This is a genomic window from Methylobacterium sp. E-016 (assembly GCF_022829745.1).
Taxonomy (GTDB): domain Bacteria; phylum Pseudomonadota; class Alphaproteobacteria; order Rhizobiales; family Beijerinckiaceae; genus Methylobacterium.
This window is the reverse complement of record NZ_JAKSYF010000067.1, coordinates 1-16,561: the sequence shown is the minus strand read 5'-3', so window position 1 is coordinate 16,561 and position 16,561 is coordinate 1. Positions and strand designations below refer to the sequence as shown.

The 16,561-nt window shown below is 70.2% G+C and carries 17 protein-coding genes and 1 pseudogene; 7 read left to right on the top strand and 11 right to left on the bottom strand.

Features of this window, described 5'->3' with window-relative positions; all coding sequences use genetic code 11:
• Together MKK68_RS07130 and MKK68_RS07125 are read left to right on the top strand one after the other, a co-directional pair.
• Positions 1-173 (top strand): ATP-binding protein (locus tag MKK68_RS07130; protein ID WP_244029516.1); only part of this gene is annotated, 173 nt, incomplete at its 5' end.
• Between the two features lie 201 nt (positions 174-374).
• Positions 375-686, top strand: a complete 312-nt coding sequence (locus MKK68_RS07125) for a hypothetical protein (RefSeq protein WP_244029512.1) — start codon at positions 375-377, stop codon at positions 684-686.
• Positions 687-743: 57 nt separating this feature from the next.
• Here MKK68_RS07125 and MKK68_RS07120 read toward each other — a convergent pair.
• A pseudogene (locus MKK68_RS07120) lies at positions 744-1,926 on the bottom strand (IS3 family transposase).
• Between the two features lie 87 nt (positions 1,927-2,013).
• On the opposite strand from MKK68_RS07120, the gene MKK68_RS29405 reads away from it, so the two are divergent.
• Entirely contained in the window at positions 2,014-2,136 is a 123-nt protein-coding gene (locus MKK68_RS29405) for a hypothetical protein (RefSeq protein WP_279605241.1), read from the top strand.
• A 443-nt stretch (positions 2,137-2,579) separates the two neighbouring features.
• Here MKK68_RS29405 and MKK68_RS07115 read toward each other — a convergent pair whose 3' ends face one another.
• Together MKK68_RS07115 and MKK68_RS07110 are read right to left on the bottom strand one after the other, a co-directional pair.
• Positions 2,580-2,870, bottom strand: coding sequence for a hypothetical protein (locus MKK68_RS07115; protein ID WP_244029510.1), 291 nt, complete (start codon positions 2,868-2,870; stop codon positions 2,580-2,582).
• A gap of 501 nt (positions 2,871-3,371) precedes the next feature.
• A complete protein-coding gene (locus tag MKK68_RS07110; RefSeq protein ID WP_243931731.1) occupies positions 3,372-4,112 on the bottom strand; it encodes a DUF3750 domain-containing protein in 741 nt (246 codons plus the stop codon).
• 135 nt (positions 4,113-4,247) lie between these two features.
• Here MKK68_RS07110 and MKK68_RS07105 point away from each other — a divergent pair, with 135 nt between their 5' ends.
• Positions 4,248-4,691 (top strand): DMT family transporter, encoded by a 444-nt coding sequence (locus MKK68_RS07105; RefSeq protein WP_244029508.1) that lies wholly within the window; start codon positions 4,248-4,250, stop codon positions 4,689-4,691.
• A gap of 27 nt (positions 4,692-4,718) precedes the next feature.
• Here MKK68_RS07105 and MKK68_RS07100 read toward each other — a convergent pair whose 3' ends face one another.
• The 6 genes from MKK68_RS07100 to MKK68_RS07075 form a co-directional block, all read right to left on the bottom strand.
• Positions 4,719-5,231, bottom strand: a complete 513-nt coding sequence (locus tag MKK68_RS07100; protein ID WP_243931729.1) for a MarR family winged helix-turn-helix transcriptional regulator — start codon at positions 5,229-5,231, stop codon at positions 4,719-4,721.
• Between the two features lie 258 nt (positions 5,232-5,489).
• Positions 5,490-5,873, bottom strand: a complete 384-nt coding sequence (locus MKK68_RS07095) for a CsbD family protein (RefSeq protein WP_147843171.1) — start codon at positions 5,871-5,873, stop codon at positions 5,490-5,492.
• A 104-nt stretch (positions 5,874-5,977) separates the two neighbouring features.
• Complete coding sequence (locus MKK68_RS07090) at positions 5,978-6,181, bottom strand: CsbD family protein (RefSeq protein WP_244029506.1); 204 nt, start codon at positions 6,179-6,181, stop codon at positions 5,978-5,980.
• Positions 6,182-6,265: 84 nt separating this feature from the next.
• A complete protein-coding gene (locus MKK68_RS07085; RefSeq protein WP_147859722.1) occupies positions 6,266-7,177 on the bottom strand; it encodes a PhnA-like protein in 912 nt (303 codons plus the stop codon).
• Between the two features lie 38 nt (positions 7,178-7,215).
• The gene (locus tag MKK68_RS07080) at positions 7,216-7,560 is read right to left on the bottom strand and encodes a CsbD family protein (protein ID WP_244029504.1); all 345 of its coding nucleotides are present in this window, start codon (positions 7,558-7,560) and stop codon (positions 7,216-7,218) included.
• A 305-nt stretch (positions 7,561-7,865) separates the two neighbouring features.
• On the bottom strand, positions 7,866-9,323 hold the full coding sequence (locus MKK68_RS07075) for a helix-turn-helix transcriptional regulator (RefSeq protein WP_147726489.1): 1,458 nt from the start codon (positions 9,321-9,323) through the stop codon (positions 7,866-7,868).
• Between the two features lie 700 nt (positions 9,324-10,023).
• Between MKK68_RS07075 and MKK68_RS07070 the strand changes: the two genes are divergently transcribed.
• From MKK68_RS07070 to MKK68_RS07060, 3 genes are all read left to right on the top strand, one after another.
• Positions 10,024-10,857, top strand: coding sequence for a thermonuclease family protein (locus MKK68_RS07070; protein WP_243983961.1), 834 nt, complete (start codon positions 10,024-10,026; stop codon positions 10,855-10,857).
• 8 nt (positions 10,858-10,865) lie between these two features.
• Positions 10,866-12,356: a M48 family metalloprotease gene (locus tag MKK68_RS07065; protein ID WP_244029514.1), complete on the top strand. Its 1,491-nt coding sequence runs from the start codon at positions 10,866-10,868 to the stop codon at positions 12,354-12,356.
• 93 nt (positions 12,357-12,449) lie between these two features.
• The gene (locus tag MKK68_RS07060) at positions 12,450-13,130 is read left to right on the top strand and encodes a glutathione S-transferase family protein (RefSeq protein ID WP_244029502.1); all 681 of its coding nucleotides are present in this window, start codon (positions 12,450-12,452) and stop codon (positions 13,128-13,130) included.
• 73 nt (positions 13,131-13,203) lie between these two features.
• Here the strand turns inward: MKK68_RS07060 and MKK68_RS07055 are convergent, their stop codons facing one another.
• Positions 13,204-14,970 carry an ABC transporter ATP-binding protein gene (locus MKK68_RS07055; protein WP_147844649.1) on the bottom strand — a complete coding sequence of 589 codons (1,767 nt, stop codon included), beginning with the start codon at positions 14,968-14,970 and terminating at the stop codon, positions 13,204-13,206.
• A gap of 288 nt (positions 14,971-15,258) precedes the next feature.
• Positions 15,259-16,509, bottom strand: a complete 1,251-nt coding sequence (locus MKK68_RS07050) for an MFS transporter (protein WP_409567188.1) — start codon at positions 16,507-16,509, stop codon at positions 15,259-15,261.
• Positions 16,510-16,561 lie beyond the last annotated feature (52 nt).

Here is a 16,561-nt window from a genome sequence, read left to right as displayed (position 1 = left end):
ACGCGAAGATGACTAACGCGTTACTCGACCGCCTGACGCCACACTGCGAGATCCTGGAGACCGGCAACCCAAGCTGGCGGCTGAAGACCCGCGCCTCGGAGCCGGCGGCGGCAGGCCGCGACCGGATGCGCGGGTCGCTGGAGACACGGGCGACGCCGCTGCGCTCACCCTGACGGCTTCGCGGCGTCGCCCGCTGCGTAACCGATCAATGGAAACCATGCCGCCAGTGGGTCCTTTTTGGACGCCGATCCCGGGTCCCTTTTCAACGCCGATTGACAGGCCAAGGGCCGCGCCGACGGCCTCGACGACCTGCAGCTCGCCGGGGCCGTCTACACGGTGATGGCGTCCCACGGCCTGATCACGGAGGGCCGGGCATGAGCGAGGCTTGGGAGACGAAGCGGGTTGTCTCGCACGAGGAGGCCAAGGCGGCCGCGCGCCGGTTGATCAACTCGCACTTCCGCAACGAGGACAGCGCCCGCGTATCGATCCCGGCGAACCCGGATCGCGACGATGATCTCGTTCTAATGAGCTACATCGCCCAGCGAGAGCGCGGCGACGCTGCGGCCGAGACCGCGATCGAGGCCCGCGTCGGTGGCGCCTACAAGCTGCAGGACGGCCGGACGTTCTGGATCGATGCGCCCGTCGCCCGCGAAATCGCCCGCCGGGTGGCCGGGGGTCGCACATGACGCGCGCCTTCTACACCCTCACCTGATCGGCCCCCACGAGGTGGTCCAAGGGTAAAGTTAGTGCACGGTGGGCCGCTCCGCCACGAGTAGCTTGGCCGGCGGAACTGCTTGGGCGAGCGCAGCCGGCCAAGCTGAGAAGGCTGGCACGAACACCTCCGGGGCCGGCGGCCGGTATCCCAGCGATGCATGTGGGCGTACGCCGTTGTCGTGACGTCGCCACCTTTCGATCACGATCTGCGCCTCCTTGAGTGTTTAGAAGATCTCGCCATTCAGGAGTTCGTCACGCAGACGCGCGTTGAAGCTTTCGACGTAGCCATTCTCCCACGGTGAGCCTGGCGTGATGTAGGCCGTCTTTGCTCCGACGCCGGTGATCCACGCTTGTACGATCTTCGCAACGAACTCCGGGCCGTTATCCGAACGGACATGGCCAGGTACGCCACGCAGGATGAGCAGATCCGAGAGCACGTCGATGACGTCGGTTACCTTCAGCTTGCGGGCGAGTCGGATCGCCAGGCATTCGTGCGTGAACTCATCGACCACGTTGAGCATCCGGATCTTGCGTCCATCATGCGTGCGCGCCTCGACGAAGTCGTACGACCATACGTGATTAGGGTGTTCCGGGCGAAGACGGACGCAGGAGCCGTCGTTGTCCCAGATCCGCCCCCGCTTGGGCTGCTTAGCTGGGACCTTCAGACCCTCACGCCGCCAAATGCGCTCGACGCGCTTGTCGTTGACCGACCATCCGGCCGCCTTCAGCAATGCGCTGATCTTGCGGTAGCCATAGCGTCCGTACTTCTCAGCCAACGCCACGAGATCGGCCGTCAGCGCCTCTTCATCATCGCGGCCCCGCGGTACCTTGCGCTGTGTCGAGCGATGCTGACCGAGCGCCCGACAGGCGCGGCGCTCGGAGACGGTCATCGTCAGCTGGATGTGCTCGACACAGGCGCGTCGGCGCGCAGGGCTCGAGACGTCTTCCCCGGGACGCCTTCTGCAGGATCAGCTTGTCCAGCGTCAAATCGGCGATTGCCTTCCGAAGCCGAGAATTCTCGGTCTCAAGACTCTTCAACCGCCGAACTTGATCCGACTTCAGGCCGCCAAACTCACGCCGCCACCGGTAGTACGTCACCGAACTCACACCGAGCGCGCGGATTGCATCGGCCACGCTCTGGCCCTGTGAGATCAGCACGTCCGCCTGACGTAGCTTCGCGACGATCTCCTCGGGCTTCGGGTGCTTTGCCATCTTGTCCGTCCTCCAGGCTCAAAAGCCATACCAAAGGGCGGACCACTTCAATGGGGGCTGACCACACCAGGCTGACCCTTCGCCCACATGCTTCGCACCGATCTGTTCGCAGTCGCCTGCTCCGCTGCCACAGTCGACGAGATCCTGGCGATGGAGACGCTCTGGAAGCGCAAGCTCCAGAGCCGTCAGATGGGCCTGAACCGGAACTAGGGCGGACCTGCTCCGAGGTGCGGGCGATCGCAGAGGGCGAGCTCCGCGCGTGGCAGGCGATCGGCGAGCCGGATCCGGCCGAGACCCCCTAAAACGAGAGAGGCCCCGGCATCGCCCCGGGGCCTCTCTATCCTCCCCGCGCACGAGGGCGGGGGTTACGCGTCTTAGGCGGCGGTTTCGCAGTCAATGTGTCATCCCCGCGCGAGTTGGCGGGGGATACCGCCGGTAAGTCGGCCTACCGCATCCATCGGGTCATCCTGGGCCATACCCGCCCGGGGGTCACGTATCGGTCCCGATGTCGTCTCGTTCTGTTCGCTCTGCCCGGCCCGTACTCGGCTGGGAAACCTGTCGTGTGCACAATCTGAAGATAGGTCTGCCCGGCGCGGCAGGGAAGGCCGGATCGAGACCCTGGTTAACGCGTCCCGGGGGCGGACTGCGTAGGGCTATACCCGCGCGGCGGCGTCCGCGATCGGGCGCCGAACGTGAGGGTGGATCAGGCTGCTGAACCACCCGTTCCTCTGGCCGGTCAGGAGGCAGCCGACCAGCATCCCGATCCGATCGACACGGCTCTCCGCCCTGTCGCGAACCGTGAAGGGGCGCAGCAGATCGGCGTTATCGGGGTGCAGGGATCGCCACTCGCAACGGGCGATGAGGAACGCGACTTCCTCGTCCGTGGCGCGGGGCAGCGCCTCTCGGATGAGGGCCTCGACGGTCAGGATTTCGATGACGCGCATGGGAAGGCTCCTGCCCGGCACGGCGGCCGGCGCGATAGATGGGAGCCCTCAAGGGGTGCGGGAGGCCGACCGGCCGAAGCCGATCTCCTATGGCGGGATGATGCCCCCGCGGTCGGTGCCGGGCAAGGGCGAGGTCTGTGCGAAAATCGCACACACCGGGGCAGGGGAGGGCGGCCTCGTTCCGTTCCTCCGACCACAAGTCGACCACAAAATGCGACCCGTGGACCACAAATCGCCGACGATCCCGGACCACGGCGAACCACCGCGACCAACTTGCTCGCAGAGGGGGATCGGCCTATTAACAGGGCATGAGCAGGCGCGTCCGCCCCGTTCGGGACGTGGGGGTCGCAGGTTCAAATCCTGCCACTCCGACCAAATTTCCCGAGAGTTCGCAGTCTCCTACTGCTCCCCTTCGGACCTGCCATCCGGTCGTGACCCGCTTTTCGCGCGGGCACTCGGTCGAAACTTGGTTTTGCGCGCCGCGTTGAACCGCGCGAGGCTTCAGACGCCGAGGCGGCCGAGGCCCGGCAGCTTGAGGCCGGGACGGCGGATGTCGAGGCCGGCGACCGCGCCGAGGATGTTGACCTCGAGGCCCTCGACCCAGCCGACCGTCAGCCCGAGATAGCCGCCGAGATTGATCCGGAAGCCGGTGCCCGAGGGCGTCGGGCCGGCCCAGCGGCCGTCATAGGGAAAATCCTTGCCGATCGCCGTCGCCGGCAGGCTCGCGCGCATCTCCGGGACGGAGCTCATCACCGCCGCCACGAAGGTGTTCGAGTTCGGCCCGGGCCAGAGGTGGTAGTCGCCGAGCTTCGCGTAGCGGTAGTTGGCGATGGTCTCGCGGATGCGCGGCAGCATCCGCTCCGCCTCGGCGCCGTCGGCGGCGAAGACCAGCTCCGGCGTGCTGCCGAACCAGCGCCCGTCCGGCACGAACCGGTCGACCCAGATCGGCATGCCCCAGGCGGTGTAGTCGAACCGCTTGTAGGCGCGGTCGCCGGCGCCCTTCACCACGATCCAGCTGTGGCTCGCGATGATGCCGCGCCAGCTCACCGTGCGGGCCGAGAACACCCGCACCACGGCCTCGGGGTTTTGCGCGGCCGGCCGGAGCAGCCCGGCGCTCGAGCGATCGGCAGTGCGCCAGTCGGCGATGTCGTTCCGCAGGTAATACAGGGCCGCCGACACCGCGATCGGCGCGAGGAACACGATCACGAAGACGAGGAGAGCGATTCGGAGCAAGCGGGTCATGTCCAGGCGGGGCGGGGTGTCTCGGATCTAGGAACCTCGCCGGGCGGTTGGCAGAGCGGTGCGGCGTCATCGCGCCTCGGCCGCCCGTGCCCCGTTGCCCCTCCGTCGGTTGCCCTTCGGCCCAGGATTTTTCGCATGTGGTACCTCTACGGCGTCGTCCTGATCGCGGGCATCGCCAACGCGATCCAGCCGGGCCAGAACGCGGCCCTGGCCAAGGGCTTCTCGCAGCCGCTCACCGCCGGGCTCGTCGTCGGGATCTGCACGGCGACCACCGTTCTCGTCGTCGGGCTCGTCTCCGGCCGGCTCGCCTGGCCGTCGTCCGAAGACCTGACCACGGTCCCGTGGTGGGGATGGTTCGGCGGCGTGTTCGGCGGCGGCATCGTCATCACGCAGCTGCTCGTCGCGCGCCAGATCGGCGCCGGCGCCTTCCTCGGCCTGCTGGTGACGGCGGGCGTCGTCGCCTCGGTCCTGCTCGATCACTTCGGCTGGGTCGGCTTCGCGGTGCATCCGGCGACGCCGTGGCGGATCCTCGGCGGCGTCCTGATGATCGGCGGGGTCGCCCTCGTCGCCCTGTTCTGAACCGGTGCGCAGGCAGCGGGCGCAGGATCAGCTCGCGTCGTCGCGCGCCTTGCCGCCCGCAAAAGCCTCGCGAAACCCTGGCGTCGCCAGGGCGCCGAGGATGTCGCGCAGGGCCTCGGTGCGCGCCTGCCCGAAAGCCGCCTCGAAGCGCGCCTGCGCGTCCTGCCAGAGCGGGATCGTCTGCTCCAGCTTGGCCGCGCCGAGGTCGGTCAGCGCCACGCGGCGGACGCGGCGGTCGGCCGCGTCCGGGACGAGGCGGAGATAGCCGTCCCGGACCAGCGGCTTCAGGGTGTGGCCGAGGCCGGACAGGTCCATCACCATCGCCTCGGCGAGCTGCCCCATGGTCGGGCTTCCCATCGCGCGGACGGTGACGAGGAGGCTGTGCTGGGTCGTTCGCAGGCCGCCGGGCGCCAGCACCTCGTCGTAGAGCTGCCCGATGTTTCGGGTCGCCCTGCGCAGCGCCGCGTTGCTGCACCGGCTCCGCGGGGCTATCGCGCAGCCGGTCGTCGCGTCGGTGCGGGCTCGCGTGCCCTTCGCCATCGTTCGCCTCGCGCCCCGGCCGGCTGGCCCGGCTGCCCGCAATTACCGGCATATGCATGCGTATAGCGGGAATCGAGCCCGGCCGTCAGTCCCGTCGCGGGATACGGCCGGATGCCGAAGCTTCGGAGCCCGGAAGGGGTCAGCGCGGACGGCGCCCGGCGCCCCCGCCGAAGCGGCGGCCGACATAGGCGATCAGCTTCGGCACGATGAAGGCGGTGAGGAGCTTGCGGATCATGGAATCTGTCCTGTCTCTGGCGGTCAGCGCGCCGGGCGGAGCAGCCAACCGGCGGCGAAGGCCACCGCGGCGAGCGCGAGGAGGGTGGTGGCGCGGTTCTCGTCGGCATAGCCGAGGGCCTGGCGGCCATAGGTCTCGCCGCGGCGGCGTGCGTCGCGCGCGTAGCGGCTGCCGTCGTCGATAAGGCTCTCTCCGCGGCGGCGGGCTTCGCGGGCGAGGTGGGTTCCGTCCTCGATCACGTCCTCGGCCCGGTCGCGGGCGCGGCCGTAGGCGTACTGCGCGCCGCCGGCGACCTGATCGACTGCGCCGCGGACCTGGCGCCCGGCCTCGCCGGTGATGCCGCCGAGGGTGGATTGGGCGCGGCCCTTGAGGTGGCGCTTGGCGCCCCGGTATTCGTCGCGGTTCATGGTCGGCATCCGTCGGTTCGGGTGGAAAGGTGCGGGACGGCATCGGCCGCCGTCCCGCATCGTCGGATCGGCAAGGCGCGCGTCCCTCGGGACGCGGGCTTCGCTCAGAACTTGCTCTTCACCTTGTCGGCCAGGTTCTGGGCGCCGTCCTTGGCGTCGCCGACGGTCTTCTGGGCTTCGCCCTTCAGCTCCTGCGCCTTGCCCTCGGCGACGAGCTTGTCGTTGCCGGTGACGTTGCCGACGCCCTGCTTGACGTTGCCGACGGCCTCGTCGGCCAGGCCCTTGATCTTGTCGGTGGTGCTGCTCATCGAAAACGCTCCTTGTGCGATGTCATGGGAACCGGCCGATCCGACCGGCGGGAGGTCGGCCCCGGCGTGCCGGGGCCGGAGGGGTCAGGCGCGGCGGGTGGTGCCGTAGGCCAGCGCCGGGTTGACGGCGCCGAAGCGGCCGCCGAGGAAGCCGGCGAGCGCGCCGAGGATCAGCGCGAGGGCGCCGTAGAACGCGCCCTGCGTGGCCGCGCTGCGGGCGGCCTCGGCCGCGACCTTGGCCTTCTGCTTGGCGTCGGCGACGGCGGCGTCGTACTGCTTCTCGTAGTCCTGGATCTGCGTCTTGGCCTGGTCGGTCGGGATGCCCTGGGCCTTGGCCAGCGCGTCGGCGGCGCGGTTCTCGGCCTGGGCCTTCTGGGCCGGATCGCCCGAGAGCAGGGCGCGGACCGCCGAGGCGGCGGCATCGCGCAGGGCCTGCGGGTCCTGGCCGGCCGCCTGCTGGCGCACCGTGTTCTCGATCCCGTCGAGCGGGTTCGAGATCTTGGACAGCGAGGGCGCCGCGGCCTGGGCGGCCGTCTGCACGGTGCCGCCGACGAGCGAGCCGGCGCCGCCGAGGGTGCTGGTCACCGCGCCGAACGCGCCGCCGACGAGGCCGCCGACGGCGGAGCTGAGCAGGTACAGCACGACGAGGGTGCTCACCGCCCAGGAGACGAGGCCGTGATAGCCGGCGGTGGCGGCGACGGGCTTGCCCGAGAGGCGACCGGCGAGGAAGCCGCCGACGAGGGCCGCGACGATGCCGGACACGACGAACCAGACGCCGGCGCCCATCGACAGGGTCGAGGCGGCGGGGTTGTCACCGGCGGGATAGCCGACGCTGGACAGGCCGACGCCGACGCCGACCATGTTCAGGATGACCTGCACCACCAGCGCCAGGACGGCGCCGGCGAAGATCGCGCCCCAGGACGCCTGGTGCAGGTGGACGGTGGAGGCTGCGCTCGCCGCGACGGGGGCGGCGGAAATGTTGGACGATGTGGCCACGGTATGCTCCGAAAGACTTGACGCGACGACGAGGGCTGTCAGCGGCGGGAATGGATGAGGAGGGCGAGGCCGTAGCCGACGGCTCCGGCGATCATCAGGGCGACGAAGGGGCTTTCCTCGACCTGGTGGCTGACAACGCGACGGCCCTGGCGGAGGTAGTGGCCGCTGTTCTCGTAGGCGTCCTCGGCGTAGTCCGAGGCCTCGCCGGCGACGTGCCGGACGGCGTCCTTGGCCTGGCCGTAGAGGTTTTCGGCCGACCCCTGGGCTTCGCGGAAGCGGCCCTCGACCGAGTCGTTCCGCGATCCGACGAGGTCGCCGACGGCGCCCTGTGCCTTGCCCGCAAATTCTTTCGCTGCGCCCGTGACGCGATCCGTATCGACCATGATGCTCGTCCTGTTGCTTCGAGGTGTGGGAGACGTGTGCGGCGTGTCGCCCCGGCTACGGCATGCGCGTGGACCCGGACGTCGCGTCGGACTTCGAAAAAACTCGTGTTCGCTTCGATCTCGGCCGCGGCGCGCAGGTCGCCGGCGGCTGCCCGATCGAGCTGAGGGCGCGATCCGCACAGATCGCTTGTGGTTCGATGCGGCGGGTTGCTGCCCCTGTTCTTGTTGGTCTTGCCTTTATCCTTTGGAGATGGTGACACCCATCGAACAGGCAATGGTATAAAACTACTGGTATTCTGATTTATTCATGTCGGGATGGTCGCCGGCAGGCCGTGCTCGCGCGCCCACACGATCACCTCCGAGCGCTTGTGCAGGCCGAGCTTGCGGTAGAGCGCGGCGGTGTGGTTGCGGACGGTGTTGCGCGACAGGTTCAGCCGCTTGGCGATGGCATCGTCGCTCAGCCCTGCGCAGACCAGACCGAGCATCTGGCGCTCGCGCACCGTGAGGCTGAGGGTCGGATCCTCGGCGCTCGCCTCGCCCGGGTGGCGCAGGCTCGCGAGCTTCTCGATCAGGCCGCGGCTGAACCAGGAGGTGTCGGCCATCACCGCCTCGATCGCGACGAACAGGTCGCGCTCGGAGCGCTTGCGCTCGGTGATGTCCTGCAGCACCGCCAGCACGAACGCCTCGTCGTTGATGGTGACGCGCTCGGCGGAGACGAGGCAATCGAGGTCTCCGGCCTCCTGGGCGTGCAGGCAGGTCTCCAGCCCGAGGACGGAGCCGGTGCGGATCACCGCGGATTCGAAGCGCTGACGGGCCGCATCCTTGGTCCAGAGACCGATCTCCTCCGGCGTGCGGCCGACGACCTTGTCCTGGCCGTAGCCGAACACCCGGGTGAAGGCCTCGTTGATGCCGGTGACCGCGAAGCCGTCGGCCCGGCACAGCATGGTCGGCACGGGCGTGAGCTGGAACGCCTTGGCGAAGCGCTCCTCGCTCTGGCGCAGCGCCGTCTCGGCCTTCTTGCGCAGCTCGAGGTCGGCGAAAGTGAACAGCATGCACGGCTCGTCGCCCAGCTCCATCGGCTGGCCGGCGACGATCACGAACCGTGTGCCGCCGTCCGGCAGCCCGAGGCAGGCTTCCATCTGCGGGACCGTGGTGCCGGCGTTGAGGCGGGCGATCGCGAGGTCGCGGCTGCGCGCGCCGGCGAGCACGTCGACCTCGTAGACGCTGCGGCCGATCACGGCGTCGCGGGTGTAGCCGGTCATCTCGAGGAAGCCGGTGTTGACCTTGACGTGGCGCAGGTCGGACAGGCGGGTGATCACCGCCGGGGCCGGGTTGGCGTTGAAGGTCTTCTCGAACCGCTCCTCCGCCTCGAATTGCGGGGTCACGTTCTGGAGGATCAGCGCGAGGCAGCTCGGCGTCCCGGACGTGTCGGTCGCGACGATGCTGCGGAGCGAATGGACGAAGTCGACGTCCGGCCGGTCGGTGCGGCGCACGTCGACGATGACGTCGTGGAAGGTCTCGCCGCGCACCACCCGCTCGATCGGGTACTGGTCCGGTGGGCGGTTGTTGCGGTAGCGCAGGGAGAACCGGGCCCGGTACTCGTCCACCGTCGCGCCGAGCTCGGCGAGGCTCTCGGCCCCGTGCATGGCGAGCGCGGCCTCGTTCGCCCAGACGATGCGCTGATCGGGCTCGACGAGGATCACCCCTTCGGTCAGGCCGGCGATGATCTGCCGGAGTTCCGATCTGTCGACGCCTGCGGTCACGGGTGGGGCACGTCCTACCAAGGGATCGACCCAGGGTTGGACGATCCCGGCAGCAACAGTTGCGAATGCAACTGGTTCCCGGTCTCGGTTGTTTTCACTGGTACGATCGTCACGCCACGTTAGTGACCCGGCCTGGTGCAGGGGCCCCGTGATCGATCCAACGCGTCGGCAGCGTCCGTTGCGGACCGGCCGATCGTCCCGCGATCGGCCGCGTCGCATCAGGTGGAATGCGTGGCGTCCCCGGCAGGGCTCGAACCTGCGACCCCAGGTTTCATACCACTTCGGCTTTCGCCGCCGCGGGCGGGTTCCCGCGTTCGTGGCCTGGACTATCCCTTCGCCCTAGGCGCCCGAAGGCGCCCTTAGGTGCCGCCCGTCTAGTCTCTACACCTTCCCGCGCATGGCACTGCGCGGGCTTGGCTCGGGATCGGCAGGATTCCGGCGACCTGGATCGCCGGGACCGGAAGCGTTCCCCGAATTTGAGCGGATCCGCCGCGCGGTTTCCCGATGCGGCGCCCAATTTGCGTTTAGGAAACCTGTGCTCTGTCCAGCTGAGCTACGGAGACGTACCGGAGGTTTGTACCATCGTCGCCGTGCGAGTCCACTGGGCAACCGCGGCTTCGCCGGTGTGGCCGGATTGCCCTGTGCGGATCGCGTCGATCCGGGGCATGCTGCAGCGGACGTCGGAGCGGGAGTCGTGGCGATGGGATGGACGGGGCGGATGCTCGCGGTCGCGGCCTGCGCGCTCGCCGCCTCGGCCGCCCGCGTCGCGGCGGCGCCGCGATCCGGCACGGCCGAGTGCCTTTCCGGGGACGGACGGACGGAGACCCTGTCCGCGGTCGAGCCCCGCGGCGAGCTCGCGCTGGCCTCCGGCGCTCGCGCGGTGCTCGGATCGGTGCGCTGGCCCGACGACCCGGAGATCGCCAAGGCCGCGACCGAGCGGTTGCTGGCTTTGCGCGGCCGCCCGCTGACCGTCGTCGCCCGCGGCGAGGCCGACCGCTGGGGCCGCCTGCGCATCGACGCCCTGTCGGAGGCGGATGGACCGGTCGACCTCGCGGGGGACCTCGTCGGTGCCGGTCTCGCCCAGGTCGATGCCGGCGAGGGCGACGCCCTGTGCCGCCCGGGGCTGCTCGCCGTCGAGGAGGCCGCGCGCACGGCCGGACTCGGGCTCTGGCACCAGCCGTCGCTCGAGGCCTCGGACGGTCCTGGCCTGCGCGCGGCGGCGGGGCGGTTCGTCGTGGTCCAGGGCACGATCCGCCATGTCGGCGAGCGCCCGAGCCGGACCTATCTCGACTTCGCGGCCCGGGGGGAGGACGGGCTCACGGTCACCGTGTCGAAACGCACTTGGCGCAGGATGCGCGAACATGGTTTGAGTGCGGACAGGCTCAAGAATGCGCGGGTGCGGGTGCGCGGGGTGGTCGAGATCCGTCGCGGGCCGACCCTCGACATCGCGGTGCCGGAGACGATCGAAGTGCTGGAGGCGCCCACGGCGATCGCCGGCGCGAGCACGGATGGGGAGCGGGCGCTGCGGCGCTGAACGGCATGATGGGCGGCACGACGCGGAGCGGAACGGGAATTGGGCAGGGCGGCCGCGCGCAGGCGCGTCGCGCGCCGGCGCTCGCCCTGCTGCTCGCGCTCTCGGCCTGCGCCGGCGAGCAGACCGGGGCGGTGCTGGTTCCGGCCGTCGTCTCCGTGCCGCCGGAGGCGCCGCGCACCACCGGCCGTCCCGCCAACGTCACGGATGCCGACCACGCCAAGCTCGTCGCCTCCTTCGGCGGGGAATACCGGTCGCCGGCCACCCTGCGCCTGCTCACCGAGGTGACCGACCGGCTGGTCAGGGCGAGCGACCGGCCCGACCAGACCTACGCGGTGACGCTGCTCGATTCGCCCGTGGTCAACGCCTTCGCCCTGCCGAGCGGCCGCCTCTACGTCACCCGCGGCCTCGTCGCGCTGGCGAGCGACACCTCGGAGATCGCGGCCGTGCTCGCCCACGAGATCGCGCACGTCACGCTGAGCCACGCCACCGCCCGGACCGAGCTCGAGCTGCGCTCGCAGCTCGTCAGCCGCGTGGTCGCCGACGTGCTGAACGATCCGGCCACCGGCGCCCAGCTCCAGAGTCAGTCGCGCTTCGCGCTCGCCCGCTTCTCCCGCGAGCAGGAGCTCGAAGCCGATGCGGCCGGCGTGCGCACCCTGGCGAAGGCCGGCTACGACCCCTACGGCGCCGGCCGCTTCCTCACCGCGCTGAACCGGACCCTGGCGCTGAAGGCCGGCGGCGGCACCGCGGCCGAGCCGGACATGCTCGCGACTCATCCGGGCACGGCCGAGCGCATCGGGCTCGTCACTCGTGCCGCGCGGCGCACCGGGGCCCCGGGCGTCGGCACCGACGACCGCGCAGCCTACCTCGCGGCGATCGACGGGCTGGCCTACGGCGACAACCCCGGCGAGGGCGCGGTGCGCGGGCACCGCTTCGTGCATCCGAGCCTCGGCATCGCCTTCGAGGTGCCGGAGGGCTTCTCGATCGAGAACACCCGCAACGCGGTGCTGGGCACCACCAACGAGGGCAGCCGGCGCCTGCTGTTCGACCAGGTCGAGGCCAAGGACGGCCAGACACTCGACGCGATCCTCAAGGCGACGTGGAACGACGCGATCGACCCGGCCTCGATCGATGTCCAGCCGATCGCCGACCATCCGGCGGCGACCGCCCTGTCCCGCGGCAAGGACTGGACCTTCCGGCTCGCCGCGATCCGCGTCGGCGACGCCACCTTCCGCCTGATCATGGCGGCCAAGGGCGCGACCGACCCCGACCCGGCCTTCCGCCGCTGGATCGCGAGCCTGGCCTCGGTCTCGCCGGCCGAGACCGCCTCGCTCAAGCCGCTGCGCCTGCAGATCGTCGTCGCCGCCTCGTCGAACGCCGAGGACCTCGCCCGGCGGATGGCGGTGCCGGACCGCGCGCTGGATCGGTTCCTGGTGCTCAACGGCCTGGAGCGCGGCGTGCCGCTGAAGACGGGGCAGAGCTACAAGGTGGTGGTGGAGTAAGCGGGCCCACCGCCCTCCGGCGCCCGCCGGCCTTGCCACCGGTGCCGCGTTCGCGCGATGCCCGACCCGGCCGACACGCAGGATGCACACCCGATGATCCGCTTCTACTACAACCTCGCGCCGAACCCGATGAAGGTGGCGTTGTGCCTTGAGGAGACCGGGCTCGCCTACGAGCCGATCCCGGTGGACACGCGCAGGGGCGAGCAGTTCGCCGAGACCTATGCCGCGATCAACCCGAACGCCAAGGTGCCGGCGATCGTCGACGGCGACGCTACGGTGTTCGATTCGAACGCGATCCTGCTGCATCTGGCCGAGAAGGCCGGGGCCTTCCTGCCCCACGGCGAGGCGGACCGCGGCCAGATGCTGTCCTGGCTGATGTTCGTGGCCACCGGGATCGGGCCGTTTTCCGGCCAGTGCGTGCATTTCCGCCACTTCGCGCCGGAGGCCGAGCGGACGGGATACGCCGCCGAGCGCTACGTGTTCGAGGCGCGGCGCCACTGGGGCGTGCTCGACGCCCACCTCGCCGGCCGCAGCTTCGTGCTCGCCGAGTACGGCATCGTCGACATGGCGGTCTGGGGCTGGGCGCGGATGCTGCCCTTCATGCTCGGCGAGGACGCGATCCTCGAATTCCCGAACGTGAAGCGGCTGCTCGACACGGTGAGCGCCCGCCCGGCGGCGCAGCGGGCGGAAAGCCTCAAGGGCCGGCACGCGTTCAAGGCCGAGGTGGACGACGACGCCCGGCGCTTCCTGTTCCGGTCGATGAAGGTCGGCTGAGTTCCGGCGGCGATCGAAACGCCGACCTCCACTTTCCCTCCCCCTCTGCGGGGGAGGGCAGGGGACGTCCGCCTCAGGCCGCGGCGAGCGCGCCCATCGACATCGATTCCTTCTTCATCAGCTCGCGATAGAACCCGTCGAGATGGGTCAGCTTGTCCGGCGAGCCGTCCTGGATGATGCGGCCGCCCTCCAGAACCACGATCCGGTCGAAGTCCTTGAGGGTCGAGAGCCGGTGGGCGATGGCGATGACCGTGCGGCCCTTCATCAGGTTGGCGAGCGCGTGGCGGATCGCCTCCTCCGACTCGGCGTCCAGCGCCGAGGTCGCCTCGTCGAGGAGCAGGATCGGCGAATCCTTGAGGATCGCGCGGGCGATGGCGATGCGCTGGCGCTGGCCGCCCGAGAGCTTGACCCCGCGGTCGCCGACGATGGTGTCGAATCCTTCCGGCAGGGCGTTGATGAAGTCGGTGCAGTGCGCCGCGTCGGCCGCCTTCCACACGTCCTCGTCCGAGGCCTCCGGCCGGCCGTAGCGGATGTTCTCGCGCAGGGTGCGGTGGAACATCGACACGTCCTGCGGCACGACCGTGATCGCCTCGCGCAGGGATTCCTGCGTCACCCGGTCGATGTCCTGGCCGTTGATCAGGATCTTGCCGCCTTTGGCCTCGTAGAAGCGCTGGATCAGCGAGAACAGGGTCGACTTGCCGCCGCCCGACTTGCCGACGAGGCCGACGCGCTGGCCGGGCTCGAGCACGAGGTCGAAGTCGGTGAAGACCGAGCGCCCGTCCGGGTAGGCGAAGGCGACGTGCTGGAACTCGATGCGCGCGCCGGTGCCCGAGAGCGGCACCGCCTCGGGGTGGTCGATCAGGTCGTGCGGCTGCAGCAGGGTGTGCAGCGCCTCCGAGAGGCGGGCGGTGTGCTGGGTCGCGTCGACGAGCGCCACGGCGAGGTCGCGGGTGGCGGCGAGGATGCGGATGCCCAGCGTGCAGACCAGCACCACCTGGCCGTTGGTCGCCTGCCCCGCCTCCCACATGGTGATCGCCCAGTAGAGCAGGCCGAGCACCGCGAGCACGGTGAGGATCGCGTGCACGATGCGGAGCTTCTCGAGGTAGAGCAGCGAGGAGCGCCGCGCGCGCATCTCCTGGGCGATCGTGCCCTCGAAGCGCACGCCTTCGCGCTTGAACGCCGAGAAGGCGCGCACCAACGGCATGTTGCCGACGAGGTCCACCATCTCGCCGTCGACGCTCGCGGCCTTCGAGGCGAAGTCGTGGTGCAGCGGCTTGCCGGCCGCCGCCATCTTGAACATCAGCACCACCACGGCGGCGAAGATGCCGGCCAGCACCAAGGCCATCGTGACGTTGACGCTGCCGATGTAGAGGATCGAGCCGAAGGCCGCGACGCAGGGCGGCATCACGTTGAACACGAACATGTTCTCGACCGTGAAGATCGCGTTCGAGGTCGCGGTGATGCGCGAGGCCAGCGTGCCCGGCTGCCGGTCGGCGAAGAAGCTCGGGGAGTGCCCGGTCATGTGCCGGAACAGGTCGCGGCGGATGTCGCCGGTGACGCCGACGAAGGTGAACGAGCCGACGAGCGAGGCCACGCGCCAGAGCATGTTGTCGGCGGCGATGAAGGCGATGAGGACCGCGAGCGCCCCCCAGACGAGGTTCGCCTGCGGCCCCTTGCTCAGCGCGTCGACCACGCCCTTCAGCGCGTAGTCGGTCGAGACCGAGAAGCCGACGGCGCCGAGCACCGCGATCAGGATCACCGCATGCGGCAACGCCCGGCGCCGCAGGTAGCGGCCCACGAAGGCGAAGGGCCGGTCGGCGTATTGGCAGAGGTCTTCCATCGCGATGAGCATCTCGATTTCAGGCGACGCGGAGGGCCGGCGGAAGGGGGAGGGGCGAAGGGGGTGATGACGCGGTGAGCGACGGGGCGGTCGACACGAGGAATGCGTTGGCGGATGGCACTACGACGGGACGCGGATAAAAATAAGCGCCGGCGGGGCAACGCAACAGCCTCGTCAACCGTTGCGTGAGCCCGTTCCTGCGGCGCGCTTTTATCGCACGAAGCTGAACGCCGTTTGACCGGTATGCGATTCCGGTGCCGGACCGCCCCGTGCAGGGCTCGAGAATCCTCATCGTGCCGCCCCGCGCCGGGTCTCGGGCATGATCAGCGCGACGAGGGCGAAGGCGCCGGCCCCGACGAGCGCCAGCCCGAGGAAGGCGGTGTGGCTGCCGAGCCGGTCGGCCAGGATTCCGGCGAGCGAGGTCGAGAGCGCGGCCCCGATCCCCATGGCGGTGCCGACGGCGCCGAGCGCGAGGTTGAACCGACCGGTGCCGCGGGTGAGGTCGGAGACGACGAGGGGCACCATCACCCCGAGCACCGCGGCCGAGATGCCGTCGAAGACCTGGATCGAGACCAGCATGTAGGGGTTGTCGGTGTAGGCGAAGAGCAGGCCGCGGATCGGAAGCGCGGCGAACCCCGCCAGCAGCACCGGATAGCGGCCGAAGCGCTCCGCCGCCCGGCCGACGGCGGGGGCCAGCACCGCCAGCACCGCCTGCGGGACCATGATGCAGGCGGCGACGAGCGCCGTCGCGGTCTCGCTCGCCCGCAGCGTCAGGACGCTGCCGACGAGCGGCAGCATCGCGGCGTTGGCCAGGAAGAACAGCGTCATGCAGGCCGCGAAGCTGAGGAGCGCGCGGTTGGTCAGCAGGGCCTTCACGCCGCCCGCCGCCGCGTCGCCGCTGCGGGGCTCGGCCTCCTGCGTCCGCACGCCGGCATCGATCTCCTCGGCGCGGATCGCCGAGAGCGCCATGATCGTCGGCACCACCAGGGCGGCGGTGAGGTAGAACACCGCGTCGTTCGACAGGTAGTAGCCGCAGGCCCCCATGCCGGCGGCGGCCACCGCGTTGCCCATCGCCTGGAAGCTGGCGTTGCGCCCGAGGCGCTCGCCGGCGCGGGCATGGCCGACGAGGCCGATGCTGATCGCGGCGATCGCCGGCGTCAGGATGCAGCTCGCGGCCGAATGCACCGCCATCGCGAGCAGGACGATGAGGAAGTTCGGCCACAGCGCCAGCGCCAGCGCGCTCGCCGAGATCGCGGCGACCGACACGCCGGCCGCGAACCGCTTCGAGCGCATCGCGTCGACGAAGGCGCCGCCGGGGACCTGGCCGAGCAAGCTGACCAGGCTGCCGACGGTGAGCGCGAAGCCGATGTCGGACTGGGTCCACTTCGACTGGGTGAAGTACACCGCCAGGAACGGGCCGAACCCGGTCTGCAGGTTGGCGACGAAGAAGGCGAACAGATCGAGCCCGCGACGGCTCGCGCGCGACAGCCCGTCCGCGCCGGCGGCCGCGGGCGCCGGCTCGACGGTCGGCTCGCGCAGCCGGACCGGACGGGCGCGGACCTCGTGGTCGAGCCTCGCCTGGCGCTGCGCC

Excerpts from the sequence above, each read along its gene's own strand:
- MKK68_RS07125 (WP_244029512.1), top strand. The coding sequence starts at position 375 with ATGAGCGAGGCTTGGGAGACGAAGCGGGTTGTCTCGCACGAGGAGGCC.
- MKK68_RS29405 (WP_279605241.1), top strand. The coding sequence starts at position 2,014 with ATGCTTCGCACCGATCTGTTCGCAGTCGCCTGCTCCGCTGCCACAGTC.
- MKK68_RS07115 (WP_244029510.1), bottom strand. The coding sequence starts at position 2,870 with ATGCGCGTCATCGAAATCCTGACCGTCGAGGCCCTCATCCGAGAGGCG.
- MKK68_RS07110 (WP_243931731.1), bottom strand. The coding sequence starts at position 4,112 with ATGACCCGCTTGCTCCGAATCGCTCTCCTCGTCTTCGTGATCGTGTTC.
- MKK68_RS07105 (WP_244029508.1), top strand. The coding sequence starts at position 4,248 with ATGTGGTACCTCTACGGCGTCGTCCTGATCGCGGGCATCGCCAACGCG.
- MKK68_RS07100 (WP_243931729.1), bottom strand. The coding sequence starts at position 5,231 with ATGGCGAAGGGCACGCGAGCCCGCACCGACGCGACGACCGGCTGCGCG.
- MKK68_RS07095 (WP_147843171.1), bottom strand. The coding sequence starts at position 5,873 with ATGAACCGCGACGAATACCGGGGCGCCAAGCGCCACCTCAAGGGCCGC.
- MKK68_RS07090 (WP_244029506.1), bottom strand. The coding sequence starts at position 6,181 with ATGAGCAGCACCACCGACAAGATCAAGGGCCTGGCCGACGAGGCCGTC.
- MKK68_RS07080 (WP_244029504.1), bottom strand. The coding sequence starts at position 7,560 with ATGGTCGATACGGATCGCGTCACGGGCGCAGCGAAAGAATTTGCGGGC.
- MKK68_RS07070 (WP_243983961.1), top strand. The coding sequence starts at position 10,024 with ATGGGATGGACGGGGCGGATGCTCGCGGTCGCGGCCTGCGCGCTCGCC.
- MKK68_RS07065 (WP_244029514.1), top strand. The coding sequence starts at position 10,866 with ATGGGCGGCACGACGCGGAGCGGAACGGGAATTGGGCAGGGCGGCCGC.
- MKK68_RS07060 (WP_244029502.1), top strand. The coding sequence starts at position 12,450 with ATGATCCGCTTCTACTACAACCTCGCGCCGAACCCGATGAAGGTGGCG.
- MKK68_RS07055 (WP_147844649.1), bottom strand. The coding sequence starts at position 14,970 with ATGGAAGACCTCTGCCAATACGCCGACCGGCCCTTCGCCTTCGTGGGC.